Annotated in this window: 13 protein-coding genes and 2 pseudogenes; 6 read left to right on the forward strand and 9 right to left on the reverse strand. The window is 57.8% G+C overall.

Translation table 11 applies throughout. From position 1 onward, the window contains the following. Positions 1-582: 582 nt before the first annotated feature. Complete coding sequence (locus HCN58_RS30525; RefSeq protein ID WP_376701237.1) at positions 583-1,767, reverse strand: PLP-dependent cysteine synthase family protein; 1,185 nt, start codon at positions 1,765-1,767, stop codon at positions 583-585. A 1,036-nt stretch (positions 1,768-2,803) separates the two neighbouring features. Here HCN58_RS30525 and nodS point away from each other — a divergent pair. Then, positions 2,804-3,400 carry a nodulation methyltransferase NodS gene (nodS, locus tag HCN58_RS30530; RefSeq protein ID WP_171583059.1) on the forward strand — a complete coding sequence of 199 codons (597 nt, stop codon included), beginning with the start codon at positions 2,804-2,806 and terminating at the stop codon, positions 3,398-3,400. A 356-nt stretch (positions 3,401-3,756) separates the two neighbouring features. On the opposite strand, the gene HCN58_RS30535 is transcribed toward nodS, so the two are convergent. Both HCN58_RS30535 and ltrA read right to left on the reverse strand, forming a co-directional pair. Next, complete coding sequence (locus tag HCN58_RS30535) at positions 3,757-3,930, reverse strand: hypothetical protein (RefSeq protein WP_171583060.1); 174 nt, start codon at positions 3,928-3,930, stop codon at positions 3,757-3,759. Between the two features lie 331 nt (positions 3,931-4,261). Beyond that, positions 4,262-5,545 carry a group II intron reverse transcriptase/maturase gene (ltrA, locus tag HCN58_RS30540; RefSeq protein ID WP_235984030.1) on the reverse strand — a complete coding sequence of 428 codons (1,284 nt, stop codon included), beginning with the start codon at positions 5,543-5,545 and terminating at the stop codon, positions 4,262-4,264. An 810-nt stretch (positions 5,546-6,355) separates the two neighbouring features. Here ltrA and HCN58_RS30545 point away from each other — a divergent pair. Beyond that, a pseudogene (locus HCN58_RS30545) lies at positions 6,356-7,094 on the forward strand (carbonic anhydrase). A gap of 326 nt (positions 7,095-7,420) precedes the next feature. After that, positions 7,421-8,130 (forward strand): annotated as a pseudogene (locus tag HCN58_RS30550) (IS5 family transposase). A 753-nt stretch (positions 8,131-8,883) separates the two neighbouring features. On the opposite strand, the gene HCN58_RS30555 reads toward HCN58_RS30550, so the two are convergent. Together HCN58_RS30555 and HCN58_RS30560 are read right to left on the reverse strand one after the other, a co-directional pair. After that, the gene (locus tag HCN58_RS30555; RefSeq protein WP_171583062.1) at positions 8,884-9,264 is read right to left on the reverse strand and encodes a hypothetical protein; all 381 of its coding nucleotides are present in this window, start codon (positions 9,262-9,264) and stop codon (positions 8,884-8,886) included. A gap of 278 nt (positions 9,265-9,542) precedes the next feature. After that, on the reverse strand, positions 9,543-9,803 hold the full coding sequence (locus HCN58_RS30560) for a hypothetical protein (RefSeq protein ID WP_171583063.1): 261 nt from the start codon (positions 9,801-9,803) through the stop codon (positions 9,543-9,545). Positions 9,804-10,163: 360 nt separating this feature from the next. Between HCN58_RS30560 and HCN58_RS30565 the strand changes: the two genes are divergently transcribed. From HCN58_RS30565 to HCN58_RS30575, 3 genes are all read left to right on the forward strand, one after another. After that, complete coding sequence (locus HCN58_RS30565) at positions 10,164-10,415, forward strand: type II toxin-antitoxin system Phd/YefM family antitoxin (RefSeq protein WP_171583064.1); 252 nt, start codon at positions 10,164-10,166, stop codon at positions 10,413-10,415. A gap of 145 nt (positions 10,416-10,560) precedes the next feature. Continuing rightward, positions 10,561-10,827 (forward strand): hypothetical protein, encoded by a 267-nt coding sequence (locus HCN58_RS30570; protein WP_311966907.1) that lies wholly within the window; start codon positions 10,561-10,563, stop codon positions 10,825-10,827. A gap of 203 nt (positions 10,828-11,030) precedes the next feature. Then, positions 11,031-11,357, forward strand: a complete 327-nt coding sequence (locus HCN58_RS30575; protein WP_171583065.1) for a hypothetical protein — start codon at positions 11,031-11,033, stop codon at positions 11,355-11,357. A 375-nt stretch (positions 11,358-11,732) separates the two neighbouring features. Here the strand turns inward: HCN58_RS30575 and HCN58_RS37560 are convergent, their stop codons facing one another. The 4 genes from HCN58_RS37560 to HCN58_RS37840 all read right to left on the reverse strand — a co-directional run bounded on the left by HCN58_RS37560 (position 11,733) and on the right by HCN58_RS37840 (position 14,496). Then, positions 11,733-12,104 (reverse strand): hypothetical protein, encoded by a 372-nt coding sequence (locus tag HCN58_RS37560; RefSeq protein ID WP_171583066.1) that lies wholly within the window; start codon positions 12,102-12,104, stop codon positions 11,733-11,735. 183 nt (positions 12,105-12,287) lie between these two features. Beyond that, positions 12,288-12,716, reverse strand: coding sequence for a hypothetical protein (locus HCN58_RS36275; protein ID WP_235984032.1), 429 nt, complete (start codon positions 12,714-12,716; stop codon positions 12,288-12,290). A gap of 130 nt (positions 12,717-12,846) precedes the next feature. Then, a complete protein-coding gene (locus HCN58_RS37240) occupies positions 12,847-12,996 on the reverse strand; it encodes a helix-turn-helix domain-containing protein (RefSeq protein ID WP_311966908.1) in 150 nt (49 codons plus the stop codon). A gap of 1,080 nt (positions 12,997-14,076) precedes the next feature. Beyond that, positions 14,077-14,496 carry a DUF7694 domain-containing protein gene (locus HCN58_RS37840; RefSeq protein WP_446471651.1) on the reverse strand — a complete coding sequence of 140 codons (420 nt, stop codon included), beginning with the start codon at positions 14,494-14,496 and terminating at the stop codon, positions 14,077-14,079. Positions 14,497-14,830 lie beyond the last annotated feature (334 nt).

A 14,830-nucleotide genomic window follows, 5' to 3' on the forward strand; every position in this document is an offset into this window, starting at 1 on the left:
TTGAGATGTGCGTCGACGGCGCCGAAAGGAAACTCGTCTGATAGTTGTCGTTAAATGGACGGGCATCCTTGAAGCATCAACACTGATACACTTTCGTCCATCATGCTCCTAAATGGCCTTGACGCACATTTTCGTAGAGCCCCGTTATCAACGCTCGATCGCCTCCTGAGTGCGGGTCCAAGCGCAGGTGCGAAGCCCAAGATGCATCGCGGGTCTTGTACGAAATCCCCCTGCCCAATTTCTAACGGGTCATGGAAAGCGAGTTCCGCGATAATAGCCCAGACGATCACCCCGCGAATGCACGTGTCAAACCAGTTGGTGCAAGGAAGAATTTTGAGAGCTCGTAAATTCAACGACTTGCGAGAGCGTTATTCGTCGCTTCACATTTGCAACAAATGCGCGCAAGAATTACGAGATGCACATTTAGCTCAGCTATAGAGCGTCACTCACCAAAGTGGAGGCCTTTGTTAGAATTTTGTCGGATTCGCCACACTTGATTGGTCACTAAACAACAGGCACTCGCCTAGCAAACCGATGCGAATTGAAAACTCTGACGCCGTGCAGACGAGGCGTAAATTTCGATCAGCGTGGTCCTGCTGCACCTCGGGCATTCAACGGATTCGTCACGTCTGCGATCGGGAAGCCGGGCAGATGCCCGGCTTCTAGGAAGAGTATCAACTCGGCCTCATAGGGCGTAGGATCGATGTCCCGCGCCTTTAGCCACTCCGGCTTGTAATAGGTCTGCCGATAGCGCTCGCCGGAATCGCAGATCAGCGTCACCAGCGATCCCGCTTGGCCGGCGCTGCACATCTCCGAAGCCAGCCGGCACAGTGCCAAGAAGTTGGTGCCGGTAGAGCCGCCGACCGGCCGGCGCAGGCGACGCGACAGCACGTTCATAGCGGCGATCGTCGCAACATCCGGGATCTTCATCATGCGGTCGACCACGGTCGGAACGAAGGATGGCTCACAGCGCGGCCTGCCGACGCCTTCGATCAGCGAAGGACGCTCGCAAGTTCGCGAGCGGTCCTGATAGCGGAAGCAGTCGAAGAAGGCGGAATGCTCGACATCGGCAATGCAGAGCTGCGTTGGAAGCTGACGATATCGCAAATAACGGCCGATGGTCGCCGAGGTGCCGCCGGTGCCGGCGCCCATCACGATCCAGTCCGGCACAGGGCGCGGCTCGCCCTTCAACTGGGTGAAGATCGACTCGACGATGTTGTTGTTGCCGCGCCAATCCGTCGCCCGCTCCGCGAAAGTGAACTGGTCCATGTAATGCCCGTTGAGACGGGTGGCGAGCGCCGCTGCCTCGGAATAGAGCGCGCGGCCGTCGTCGATCAGATGGCACTTGCCGCCATAATGCTCGATCGCAGCGATCTTCTCGGCCGACGTCGTCCGCGGCATAACCGCATAGAAGGGTACGCCGATCATCTGAGCGAAATAGGCCTCTGACACGGCCGTGGACCCCGACGAGGCCTCGACGACTGGCGTGCCCTCGTGAATCTGTCCGTTGCAGAGCGCGTAGAGGAACAGCGAGCGAGCCAATCGGTGCTTCAGGCTGCCGGTCGGATGGGTTGACTCGTCCTTCAAATAGATGTCGATGCCGGCGAGAGCCGGCACGATCAGCCGAATTAGATGCGTGTCGGCAGTGCGGCACTGCTCGGCCTCGATCGCAGCCACGGCCTCGTCCACCCAGCCACGCCGATAGCTCAGCAAGCTGGAGTTATTGTGACGGAAAGACGAGCGCCCGATCGACATAGTGTCTAGCATGAAATAATTCGCTTTGCACATCAAGTCGTATTGCGGCGGTCGCTCTGATGCTCGACGCCCAACTTACAAGCGGCATGGAGCGCTCCAGACTGCCAACGAAGCGCTGCATCGACAGTTCGCATAGCTTTCCGGGTCCATCGAGGCACGGCACGTGACGACGCATCGGATTTGCGCTTGTCTTCTGATCACCTGCAGTTGTCGTCATGGGGCACCCGGCTCGTGTCGTCAATCGAACGTCAGAATTCTGACGAATTGACTTAATCACCTCGCCTCTTCCAATAAGTTGTGCCACACCTAATTCTGGACGGGTACCAGCCGGAACGCTGCACGACTCGGATTCCTCTTGAGCATTCTGAACCTAGCTCTAGTCACGTTTGATGGGCGCCTCCGTTTCAGGCTACCCAATATCGGATCGTGTCGAGCGGTTAACTGACGCGATCATCGAGGAGCCGCCGCTTGCCTTCATCAAGCAGTGGCATCGGCTCGATCCCGTTCGCCGCGAGCAGTGTTCGAGCGCGTCCAGCTCTGCGTCTGACGTGAGCTTTCGAGGCATTCGATGCCCGGCGAGGAACTTCACAGGACGAACCTCGTGAGGCTTTTCAGCATGTGCTGCTACGTCAGGCGGCCGGCCATCATGCGCTTAACGCGAACGCGTTCTTCGCGGACCAATTCTCGGAATGGATACGTCCCATCAAAACAATAGATTTGCCAATTTTGTCGCAATCCCCATAGTCAGACGCCGATTAACTCGCGCATCAAGCAGGAAAATGCGTGTGAAACGACTTGTTGGTTTCAACACAGTTGCTGGACGATGCGCAAGCACGAACGGATGATTGCCCAGCTGCGTCCTTGTATGCGCCGTACTGGATTGGGACTGAAGAGGTGTGCTCTGAGGTCTGCGAAAAGCTGGACTGGAGGCTCTTCAATCCTCGTAGACCCAGGGAGACGGACCTTTCGCGCAGTTCTTCGAGGCTGGTCCCGTTTGACAGCATCGGCACGGGCATCCGATCGTGCATTCTCAGTAGGTAGGCGACTCATGAGTTCGGACAGCAGACATCAATCCCTAGAGCAGGAACTAGCCGCCAACGATCCGTGGCGGCTCGACGGTAACCCATTCGAACGCGAGCGTTACTCGCAAATGCTCCGGCTATCGCGCTCGCAAGGGGTGATTTCCCATGCCCTTGAGGTCGGGTGCGCGGCCGGCGCATTTACGGAAATACTAGCACCTCATTGCAAACGGCTCACAGTCATCGACGTTATGCCGCAAGCGATTGCCCGAGCTCGCCTGCGGACGAAACGGTGGTCGCACATAACCTGGATAGCTTCGGACGTTCAGCAGTTTTCGACCGTCGAGCGGTTTGATTTGATCGTACTGGCCGAAGTCCTCTACTACCTTGGAGGGGTGGCCGAAATGCGCGCGACTATCCGCAAGTTGGTGCAGATGCTGACGCCAGATGGACAGCTGGTTTTTGGGTCAGCCCGAGATACCAACTGCAGGCGCTGGGGCCATGCCGCCGGGGCTGAGACTTGCATTCTCATGCTGAAGGAATCGTTGGTCGAAGTCGAGCGAGTGAGTTGCCAAGGTCAGTCGGCTAACGAAGACTGCTTGATCTCCTGCTTTCGTCCGAATTGATGCCGGCTCAAGAGGGTATCAGAAAGTCTGTGTAAGCAGGTTTCTGTGAATTTACCTCAGCGACTAGACTCACATGACGACCGACACGACGTTTACACCTGAACTACTGGATCACTGCTTGCTAACAATGAAAAGCCTAAAGACCTCACAGGTGCGGACGGGCTTTTCAAATAGCTGAACAAGACGCTGATTGAGGCGCTTGGTGCCGAGCTGGCTATCACCTTGGCTAAGAGAAGGGGACCGGACCGGCGCGCGGCTTCCGCTATTGCGCGGCAATGCTTCCAAGAACACCAGCCGGTTCAACTCGAGAAATCCATTCCAATGGCGTATCGCGCACCAGCCCTTGGATGTGGCTTTTATCGATCGACGGGCCGAATGCCATCGCGCCTTCGAGCCGGCCCGCGCATAAAGACGCCGAGCGCGAGGAATGAATTGTCGACCGTCTTGCTGTAATGCAACCGCGTGATCAGCGACGCGTCGGCATCCTTCTTCGCGATCCGCGCGACGCGGATTTCTTTATAGTGTCCCATGGTCAGTCACTGAGTTCGTCGCGCATGGTTCGGGACTCCGGTTCGGGAGTCACGGCGGTGCGATCAATCCACAACGGCCCGTCGCGGTGGCGCCAATACTCCGAATTCACTTCCGCTTTGTGGTATAACGGATATGGCCGGCCTTTGTGCTGCCTCGACCCGGTCGAGAATGGTAGAGTCGGAATGTGGCGCGGTGGCTGTAGGTTGAACATATCTGTTTCCGCCTCTTTCGTCTGGCGGTGCCTTAGTGGTTCAACCGTGGCTCCGTTTCCACATCCCGCTCATCGAACCGGACGGGCGAATCTCTCGCATCCGGCTCTCGGACAAAACTTCACGCCTTCACCCACGGCACGTCGTGTCCAAGCCGGCTCAGGCGTACGAGCCCAAAGTGCCCGTAAAGATGCGAGAGTGGATAAGTCCCGCCCTTGCGTCGCCTGGTTTTGTGCTTGAACTGCAACCACCGGCGCAACCGCACAGCGGTGTAGTTGTCGATCGCCCGGTACGCCTTATTGACGGTGCCTACTTGGAAGTAGTTCGCCCATCCGCGCGGCGTGCGATTCAACGTGCCTACCAGCTTTGTGGTCTCTTGCCAGGTCCCCGATCGGACGGTCAGCTCATGGACATTCTCGACCATGCGCTCAATGCTCTTCTTCGATGGCCGATATCCCAGGCGCGCCTGGCCGGTTCTCGCAGAATACATTCGCCCGAACGTGTAGCCCAAGAAGTCGAACTCTCCTTCCGGTACTTTGCAGATTCGTGTTTTCTCCTCGTTGACCGTGAGCTTCAGCTTTCTCATGATCTCGCGCAGTTGCTGCAAAGCTTCTTCGGCTTTGCCTCTCCGGCACAAGATCACAAGGTCGTCGGCGTAGGTCACGATGCGAGAGCCGAGGCTTTGCTCCAGCCCGAGCATCTTCCATCCCAACACGAACCGGCGCATGTAGAGATTCGCCAGCAATGGTGAGACGGGTGAACCTTGCGGAATGCCGCGCCGGTTGTCCCGGGCCTCGGTCGTGCGCGTCTTCCTTCCTCGATCGTCGGTTTCTTCCACGGGACATTCCAGCCACATCTTGAGCAGATGCAGCACGCGCCGATCAACAATCCGGCGCGCTACCGACTTTAGAAGTTCGGCATGCGGAATGCTCCCGAAGTAGTCCGCGAGGTCAGCGTCAACGACTTCCGGGTGGCCACGGAACAGCCGCGCTTCCACCTCAACCACCGCCTGTTGGGCATTGCGCCCGGGACGGTAGGCGTACTGCTCTGGTGGAAGGTCGGCTTCAAAGATCGGTTCCAGCACCAGCATCGCTGCTGTCATGCAGACCCGATCACGCAGGGTCGAGATGCCCAACGGCCTGAGTTTGCCATTGGCCTTCGGTATGAACACTCTTCTGATGGGGTCCGGTCGGTAAGTCTCCTGCCTGAGCGCAAGCGCCAGTTCGCCAAGCCACCGCTGCACCCCATACGCGTCGATGTCCGCAAAATCCTGACCGTCCACACCCGGTGCGCCCTTGTTGGAGCGGCACTGGGCATAGGCATGGGCCAGGATGTCCTCACGGCTGATCTTGTCGTACAAGGCATAGAAGCGATAGCCGGCTTCTGCCTTCGCTTTCGCGTGCAACGCCGTCTGCAGTTTCTGAACACTCTTCGGAGTTGATAGGCTACCCAATCTCCAGGTCCCTCACTACGTATTGCGTTCGTCTTGAACTGAGGTCCCTTCCCTCCACCGGCATTACCCGGCTTCAGCAGTACTGCGAACCTCTCCGCCTCCCCAGGGCGCCCGGCCTGTCCCTCACGGGCATCCGGTTGGTCATCCCTGCCACGTCCTGGGGTCTCCCGTGTTGCGTACGCTTTCCTTGTGTACATGCTGTCGCCACTACCCCGGCGCAGCGGCTGGGCGTACTGCTTCGCTCATTCACCCAGCCGTATCAGCCTTCCCCGAAAGGGTTGTCGGGTCGGCCTGCGCATCGTCCTTTTCGAGGCTTGCTCGGCGTTTACTCGCGTTACGGCCTGCACACTCGCGCTGTCACCGTATATCGTGACACGCTAACCAGAGGCTTCAGCCACTTCGTTACCTCCATGACTGCTCCGGTTGCTTCCGGCTGGAGCGGTTGCCGGGTGGGGCTTGCACCCACTGAAAAAGCGCCGCCTTTTCACGGCGCACACCCAAGGCAGACGCCTCAACTGCTCGATATGACTTCCATTGCGCCATGGAGGCAATTGAATGGCGCCTCGAAGCAATCTGCTGGCGGCGCGTTTCTTGCGCAAACACGGGGGGCCGATGCCATTGAGCGTTCATCTGTCCAGTGCGGGCATCAAGCCCACCTAACCGCTCGCCACGCGTGACGTTTTCACGTAATCCATACATCTTACAACCACATTTCAAGCGCTCTTGACGAAGACGTTGTAAACCGCACAGGCTAGGAAAAATATGTGTGAAAACTGCTCTTCGAATCTACCTCACCTGCTCGCGCCGTCTCGGCGTTCCCTAATGTTGTTCGCTGCTTCGGCTGTTGGCGTGCTGCTTGGCGACAGGATTGCTGACGCGAAGGAGGCGAAAGCACCACCCAAGCCCGACAACGTGCTCTCGCCGGATGCTTCACTGAAGCGACTCATGGAAGGCAATGCGCGCTATGTCGAGGGCGCGTCGCGGTGCCACGGTTTTAAGCACGAACGCGAAGTCTTGATCGGTGGACAAAATCCACATGCCGCGATCCTGAGCTGTGCCGATTCGCGTATTGCGCCCGAATTTGCATTCGACAGTGGACTTGGCGATCTGTTCGTCTGCCGCGTTGCAGGCAATTTCGCCAACGATGACACGGTCGCGAGCATGGAATATGCCGCTGCGGTACTAAATACGCCGCTGATCCTGGTGCTCGGACACGACCGCTGCGGCGCCGTCGATGCTACGATCCAGTCGCTGAAAGACGACAAGCCGCCGCCGGGGCACATCCCAGGCCCTCATCGCCGCACTTGCACCCGCGGTCAAGGCGTCATCGCAGCAAAGCGGGGATTCACTCGCCAACGCGATCCGGCAAAATGTGGTGGACAACGTCAACAAGCTGAAATCGGCAACCCCGATTCTGAACGCGGCAGTTGAGCAGAATAAGCTGAAGGTCGTCGGCGCTCTTTATCGGCTCGACACCGGCAGCGTCGAGCTGCTGAGCTGACACTTCCAGCAGCGGGCCGTTTCTCGCGCGGCCGCGGGCGACCGACAACCCTGCGATTGGCACGCGAGATGGCCACGAGCAGAAGGTTCTTGGCTCTCCGTAGTCCTTAACACGTTTAGGGGCCGCAAAGCCTCAGTTGCGGCTTTTCGTACTCAGCCAACCTGATCGCGCCATTTGCTCCGCTGCGGTATTTGGTCGGTATCGGGAAGAGCGGATATCGAGTAAGCCGCACCAAGCAGGATTTATGCACGCGGCGCCCTGGGGTCTGCACCTAATTACGAACTCTGATTCCCTCGCGCCGAGCTGGTTTGGTGCGGGGGACTTCGATGCGAGGACTGTTCTGGCTCCACGACAAGCAGTGGGCTCAGCTACAGCCGCATCTGCCGACGAACCAGACCGGCCCGGCGCGCGATGACGATCGACTCATTATCAGCGGCATCATTCACATTCTTCAGTGCGGCGCGTGGTGACGCGACTGCCCGTCCGACTATGGCCCTTACGCGACGATCTGTGATCGTTTCAATCGCTGCGCCAAGCGCGGATATTGGCAGGCGATCTTTGAAGCGCTCGCCGGCTGCGGCAAGAACGGCGTGACTTTGTCCATCTTCCACCTCGATCAAAGCGCATCGCTCGGCCAGCGGCAGAAAAGCGGGAGCATGAACAGGCGAACGGCCACTCGCGCGGTGGCCGGACCACGAAAATCCACGCGCTGAGCGACCCTGATTGCAAACCTTGCGCATTTCATCTCACTCCAGGCCAAGATGCCGATATTGCGGCAGGGCTAGTCCTTTTTGACGATGGCAACGGCTTTGCGCCGAAATCGTCAGCTGCGGCGCGAAGTCTGTCATTCCAAACAAATCCAACGGGTGCCCCTCCATAGCTTCAGCGAACGCACTACAAAGGCCGCAATGTTATCGAGCGGCGTTTCTGCCGGCTCAAGGACTTCAGGCGTGTCGCAACTTGCTATGACAAACTTGCCAAAAACTTCTTGGCTGCCGTCCACCTCGCCGCCATTGTCGACTATTGGGGCAATTGAGTCTGGACCCTAGCTTTCGATAAAGCTCTTTGCCTTCCTGACGCCCGTCACCCTGTTGGCAATTGCCCAACCGTGCTCAACCCAGCGCATCCGTAGCTCTTGCACCCGGCGATGCGCCCAGGTCAGCCCGGGCGCCGTCGGCTTCAAAGCGCCATTCCGCGCCACGGAGAAAAAATTGTAGGACAAGTCTCGGCCGGTGCGTGGGAGGACAAAACTCACCGACACAACAAGACCCGGCGTGCTATTGCCCACGTGCAGTGTTGTACCGATAGGGCCTTACTCACTAGGTTAAAATCTTTCTGCTCCGCCAGCCGTCTATGATCGTCTAAATCGAAAATCGGCACTTCCATTTCGTACAGCGGGTATTTTCCTTGATGGATGAACGGGGGAATAGCGGCGCTAGCTTCTATCGCATCGGCCATCGTGTCGACGGCGATCCAGGATCTGCTCGCGCGCGGAGGCGGAGGTCCGAATCGTGGTCGCGAAGGCCGATACCTCGGACGCTGGGGAACAGCGCAACCCGATCAAACGCCATTCCTGCTCGTATCGCCAACTTGACGCTTTTTGCAACTGGACAGCCTCGTCTACCTGACGACGAGCGTCCTTGTCGCCGTCGAGCATCGCCAGGATCTTGCTGGAATCGATACAAGCCGCGTGCGCCGTACTTTACCTTATCGAGATGATCGAGCGCATCGGACGGCACCGAATAGCCGATGCAAACACCGTGACGCTGGTCACCATAGTGGCTCCACATCAACGGGCATGTCGCGCGCTGAGCCATGGATACAATGCCCTGTCGTATTGCAGCAGCAGCTCCTTCTCCAGATAGTTGCCGAGCAGAAACTGAAGGGGATCATCTATTTCATATCTTGGATCGGTGGCGTTGTAGCTGATTTCCGAAATGACCCGATCGGCCTGGAGCCGGCTGAGTCGTTCGATATGATCCAGGGTTTTCGGACCTTTGTACCTGATTATCTTCGCCGCGGCTTTCATCTCGGCTCGCCGCTCGACGAGCTGGCGTAACGCGCGCTCAAGATCTGTGGCAGGAAGATTGGTGTTGAGCGACGGCCGAGCGTCGAACGGATCATTGAATGTGCTCGGATCGGCGTAAAACAGATTGTCCGCAATGATCATATCGAGTGTGAGATTATTGAACGCGCGGTATTTGGAAGCCGCCTCGGAATGCTTTGTTTATTGGCCATTGCTCCCCCTTGAGCGGCTATTTGGGTCGAGAGTTCTGAACCACTGAATAGTGTTTCCACGTTGTCGCCGGTCAGCATCACCTTGTCGGCCCAATCGGATATTCACGAAGGGCTTAGCGATTGCTGGATGAATGGAGTCGGGGTCGAAATCACCCTCGAACAGATCTCGGCGAAGCACGTAAAGTTTTCGCGCATCTTCGCTGTTATGCTTTAGGCAGTTGCCAGAAGCCTCAGTTCCTCCAGGCCCGCTTTGTCAATGACAATCAACGCCTCTGTCAGTGCGGCAACCAGATCAGCATGCTTTGGCTTCTTTCTCGGCTGCGGCACGCATCGCCGCGCACCACGCTCCCATACGTGGTAGATTACGATCACGAACGCCTTTCGAACCAGGAGGAGCGCGGCTTCAGCCTCCAGGCGGCGCTCTGCGAACTCTTCGCCATAGTGACGTCCAGCGCCGGTTTTCCTGATCATACTCTTCCCACTGGGCAGTGCCCGCATCGACCCTGCGCTGAAGTCGTCCGCCTCCTTTTGATCTCCTCCAGCTCCTGGAAAAAGGGGGCAAAGGCCGCGCGCATCTGGCGGATACGATGATCAAACAGGGCACGGCGCATTGTTTTCATTTCGAACGGGGGAACGGGCGTCCCCCTTTCAAAGGCCTGGTAGAATTGGACGTCACCTCAAGCGATTCAATCCTGCGATGGATGATACGGACGGCTCGCTTCAGGCGAGGTCTTCCGCTCAAAAGATCCCCGGCCCAAACGGCCACGACCTAAAGGCCCTTGCAAGAAATACAGTATTGCTGTATATTACAGCATTGAGGGAGATCGATCGATGACCCAATATTCAACCAGTGATCTTTCCAGGAAGTCGGGTGATATAATCGCTGAAGCCCTGCGTCGGCCCGTCACCATTACCCAGCGCAATAAGCCGCGTCTTGTGCTGCTCAGCATCGAAGACTACCGCAAGCTCACGGCCAGAGCCGGTACCCGGAACGCCGGCCGCCTCGAGACGATGCCTGACGACTTGTTTGACGACGTCAAGCGGGCCATCGACGCCTATGAGCGGGAGGGCGACGAGACGTGAGCCGGGACGAGCTTCGCACCGGATGCGTGATCCGATTTCCCTTTTTGTGGGTGCGCGAGGCTGAGCGTGGGGAGACGGAAGGCCGCAAGCCTCGCCCGATGGCTGTGGTGTGCGGATCGCCAGGCCGAAGGGTGAGGACTCGTTGGTGCTGTTTCCGATCACCAGCCAACCGCCCTCCTCCGATCGTTTTGCCGTCGAAATTCCCGAGATGGAAAAGCGTCGTGCCGGTCTCGATGCTTCGCTACGCCTTTGGATCATTCTTGACGAATACAATCAGGACGTCATCGGCCAGTCATTCTACCTTGAACCGGACCCGCCGCTCGGCCATTTCAGCAAGGCGTTTTTTCTGCCGTTGATGAAAGAATTCATTGCCCGCCGCGCACGGACTCGCGGCGTTAACCGTCAGAGTTAGATAGGTGAGCCCGCAAAGAGACCAGATCTTTCACCGGAGCAGCAGAATACAGCGGCCTCGATTCGGCAATTGCTCGGAAAGAGCATGGCCGATCGCTATGCCGACTTCTGCCGGCTGGCGTCCGGCGCGCTTCCGCTTCGGGTGTCCTGTCGCGGCCCACGCGTTGCGAGAGTTCCGATTCTACGGCAAACTTAACGGGACCAATGGAGATTGCCGTCGACGCCACGGCGTTGGATGATGCGCCCGCGCCGCTTGGTGCGGACCAATTCGCCGGTCAATTGCCGGTCTCAGGTGATCCTGAGGCACTCGAGCCGTTCTCACCAAGAGAACTCCGTGGACCGCTGAATGATGAGCCCGCGCCGTTTGGCGTGGATCAGCTGGTCGACAATTTGCAAGTCCCAGCTGATCCAGATGCGCTTATTTTCAAAGCCAAGCAGATGCCTCTACGAGAGATTCGCCGACTGCTTGATGATGAACACGCATCGTCACCCGCGGATCAACCAGCCCGCCGGTTGCCGAACGACTATTAGAGGACACGAGCCGATTGCTGGAGATGCGCTGAATTCAATGGCGCGACCTATTAAATCCTCGGACGACCTTCGGCGCATGTAGCTAGGTCCGGCGGATCGCCTCGCCTTCCGGCTCCTATTCGATCACTCCACCTGCCCTGGATTGCGGCCGTGCGCCGGCGTCGGAAGAGCTGGCAGAAGCAATGCGTTTGCATACTGTGCTGCGTCGACTACGGTTATTGGCGGGGGACAGATTTCTCTGTCTTCCGGTGGCACGCTCTTCGATCGATTACTCAAAACATCGACGATGGAGTGCATGGCGCGATGCGCAGATCTAGCTGGACTAAAGCCAAGCTACGACGCGCCCGCCAGAAATTGTATATCCGTCATGAGCCGTTATGGAAAAGTTCCGTGACCTCTTGCCGGCCTTTCATGTTTCTTCACGCAGTGGCTCCTGCGAGCTCGTTGCGAGGCGGTGTCGTACACCGCCTGAGCCATGGAGTGCTTGGCCAGGTCTGTCGCGCGAACCGGTCGAGTTCGCTCTGGTAGTACGAATTGCCGCTGTTGCTGGCATACGCGCGGTTCGCGAAAGATAATGGTCGGTGGCGTCGACGAAGTTGCCGCCACCCTGCCCTGCGAGCGACAAGACGCTCGATAAGAATTGTTGGGGCAGACCCTTTTGAAATGCGGCATGTTCAAGAGCGCGCCGATTTCGTTGGCGTTGGTGTGCTTGTTGAAGCTGTCATAGAGATGCTTGGTCTGGCCCAATTGATGCTGCGACCTTGAGCTGCGACCTCAACGTATAACCTACTTCTTCAATTCCGTCAGTTGCTCAAACTTGTTGTTGCGGGATCCCGAACCGCCTCGTCTCCAAGCGCCTTCCAGAACTCGTCGAGTCAATGATCAGGTACCGGCCATCGATTAGCCGCTCCACGCGATGGAATAGATACATCATGAGCGGCGTGCGAACGGTGGATGATCTAAGAGATCGGTCATGTCGAAGCCGATGAACCGGGCGTCGAGACTGATAGCGTTCTGATCGCCGTCGAGCACCGAGCCGAATGGAGTGCCGTGGCACCGTCGCTCGAACCGCTCACCGATGCCTTCGCGATCTTTCTGACCGAGAAAAGCCCGCAGCGTCCTGAATGATCGCTCCGACTGCCGCAGTTGACCAAGCGCTCTCGCTGCCCCAATCCTTGTCGAAGAAAACATACGACGCGTCGAACCGCTGGGCCTGCGACAGCACGAGGTTCTGCACGACAGTCTTGCCGGATCAGATGAAGGTGTTGCCGAGTCGCCATGATGAAAGGAAAAAAGAAGGGCAAGCCGGACACGGCCTTGAGCATCGCCACCGCCGGTCCCCAATGGTTGCGCGGGCATTCCAGCATCCGCGGGCCGCCCCGCATCGCTTCGTCCGCGCCGCGGGCGCCCCGCCGGGTGCCGCTGCCGGCCTGTGCAAACAGCCGGGCCTTGAGCACCGCGTCGGTGACGTCTTCGGGCAACGGCCAGGTCAGCCCGCCGCCTCGAACCGGTGGATCGTCAACCGCACCGTCGAAGGCGCCGTCCCCACCCGCCGAGCAATCCCACGGGTCGTCATCCCGACCAACTTCAATCTGATCACATCGCGCACGTGGCGCATCGCAAACCTCTCCGTCGGCATCCAGGTCCCGCTCGCAAAGCTGAAAGGTGGGACCGTATCGTAGCTAGAAGAGGCCTCGTCACCCCGGGCGACATCATCCCGGAATGGCGGGCGACATCGAGCGGAACCAGCAGAGATTCCTGCCACCCTTCTTTACCGATACTGGCGTAAAGAACATGCGTATCCTCAATCGTGTAGTCTGCACCCGCGATGCAGCCACGCCCCAGCTCGTTGACCGTATGCTGGATTGATCTCGACGGTACTCAGTCTTGAGGCACACTGCGATGAGTATACTCTCTCTTTGAGAGCCGCTACCCTCCTCCGGCAGGCCTTATTGATGCAGTGCAACGGCATCGGCTGACCTACTCGCCGGTCCAGAGGCTCGAACCCGTTTCCCCGTTCTTGCAAGTCGAAACAGGAGCGCATCGCATGTGGCGCAATCTGCTGCTTTCAGGCACAGTCGACTACTTCGGGTCCTACTCGACCTATTCTCCTGAGGCTCCGGGTCGACTTTGTGTGCGTCACGCATTTCTTGGTTCGGTGCGACATGCTTCTCACTTTTCGCTCGAAAGCGATCTGGTCCACCTTCCACAATAGAGGTTGCGATTTGCACCGTCCGAGCCCACCGCCTCAGATGAAGCAAAAGCAGTACGCCAACAAAAAGGCTCGTCATTATAACAGTCGTCATCAAAAGGCATGCCACACAGCACAATGCGGCTACATCCAAGACCGATCGCAACCAGAACGGCACCCAATCCACACTTGCCGTGTCCTCCCTAGAGCCAGACATGCTCGCTATAACTCGCTGCTCTTCTCGATGCCTGATAAGGTTATCATTCAGCGCCGATTGAAGGATCGGCGCCCTAAGGATGCGAGCTGACGTCAAGCTGACGAGTTTCCCGACGGCAACGATATCGTTTCGCGTGAATTCCGGGCATTGTTGATCAGCCGAAGAGATCTGGAAAACTCCTCGAACAAACTCCAACAAACCTCTTAAATGTCTTGAAGAGAGTTTTCCCTGCATTGCAGTCGTCGTTCGTACCGGAACGTGCGGCGGCGTCCCCGTGTTGGAGGCGCCGATTCGTTGTAGTAACCCGGCTCTCACGATAGCCCCCCAAGCTGTGCAAGCAATATCGCCGTTTCAGAGGGTCCAAGCCCGACGACGCCTACGAAGCTAACCGGTGGCACTGGAATGTCCTGACGAGTCGGCTTCCAGAGATGCAGGCAGTACCGGCTGTTATTTACGTATTGCGAATGAGGCGGATGCAGTTGCATCACGCACTCCTCTTCATCCCAAAACAGGTCTTTGACGAAGCACATCTCCTCCCAGTTCGGACAACGTCGCGGCGTGGAGACAGAGACATGCTCCCACCCTGGGCGAACAAGTCCGACTATCCTCAGTCTGCACCCACAAGGGCCCTGAACAAAGAAAAGGCCGCAAGGACCTGATCCCGGCGCGCTGGCGAATTGGCCATGTCGTAGGCGGCCGGCCTCGAGTTTTTCTAGAACTTGTGCTCTCACGTCCCCTGCTTTGCCTCGCTGATGAATTTGGTTTCGAACAAACTGCTGAACAAACCGCAGATGCAGATCATCTCTCTTCTTCCGCTCCCAATGCCGGCAAACACATGCAAGCGGACGCTCGACTTTTGTCGAGCCGGTAAAGGATCTCCCCGTGAGGCCAGGATAAACTTTCAGCCATCTCCGTCACCTTTATTGAGAAAAACGCGTACGTTTCCGTAAGGATAAGGTCACGATGGTACTTTCCAGCTTGCGAGTTTGGCTTCAGCACCAGATCCTCCTTTTTTAGCTCACCACATCCCCGGTCCTTTCGAAGCTTGCCGCAAACACGCGGGCT

It is taken from the genome of Bradyrhizobium australiense (assembly GCF_013114825.1).
Lineage (GTDB): Bacteria > Pseudomonadota > Alphaproteobacteria > Rhizobiales > Xanthobacteraceae > Bradyrhizobium > Bradyrhizobium australiense.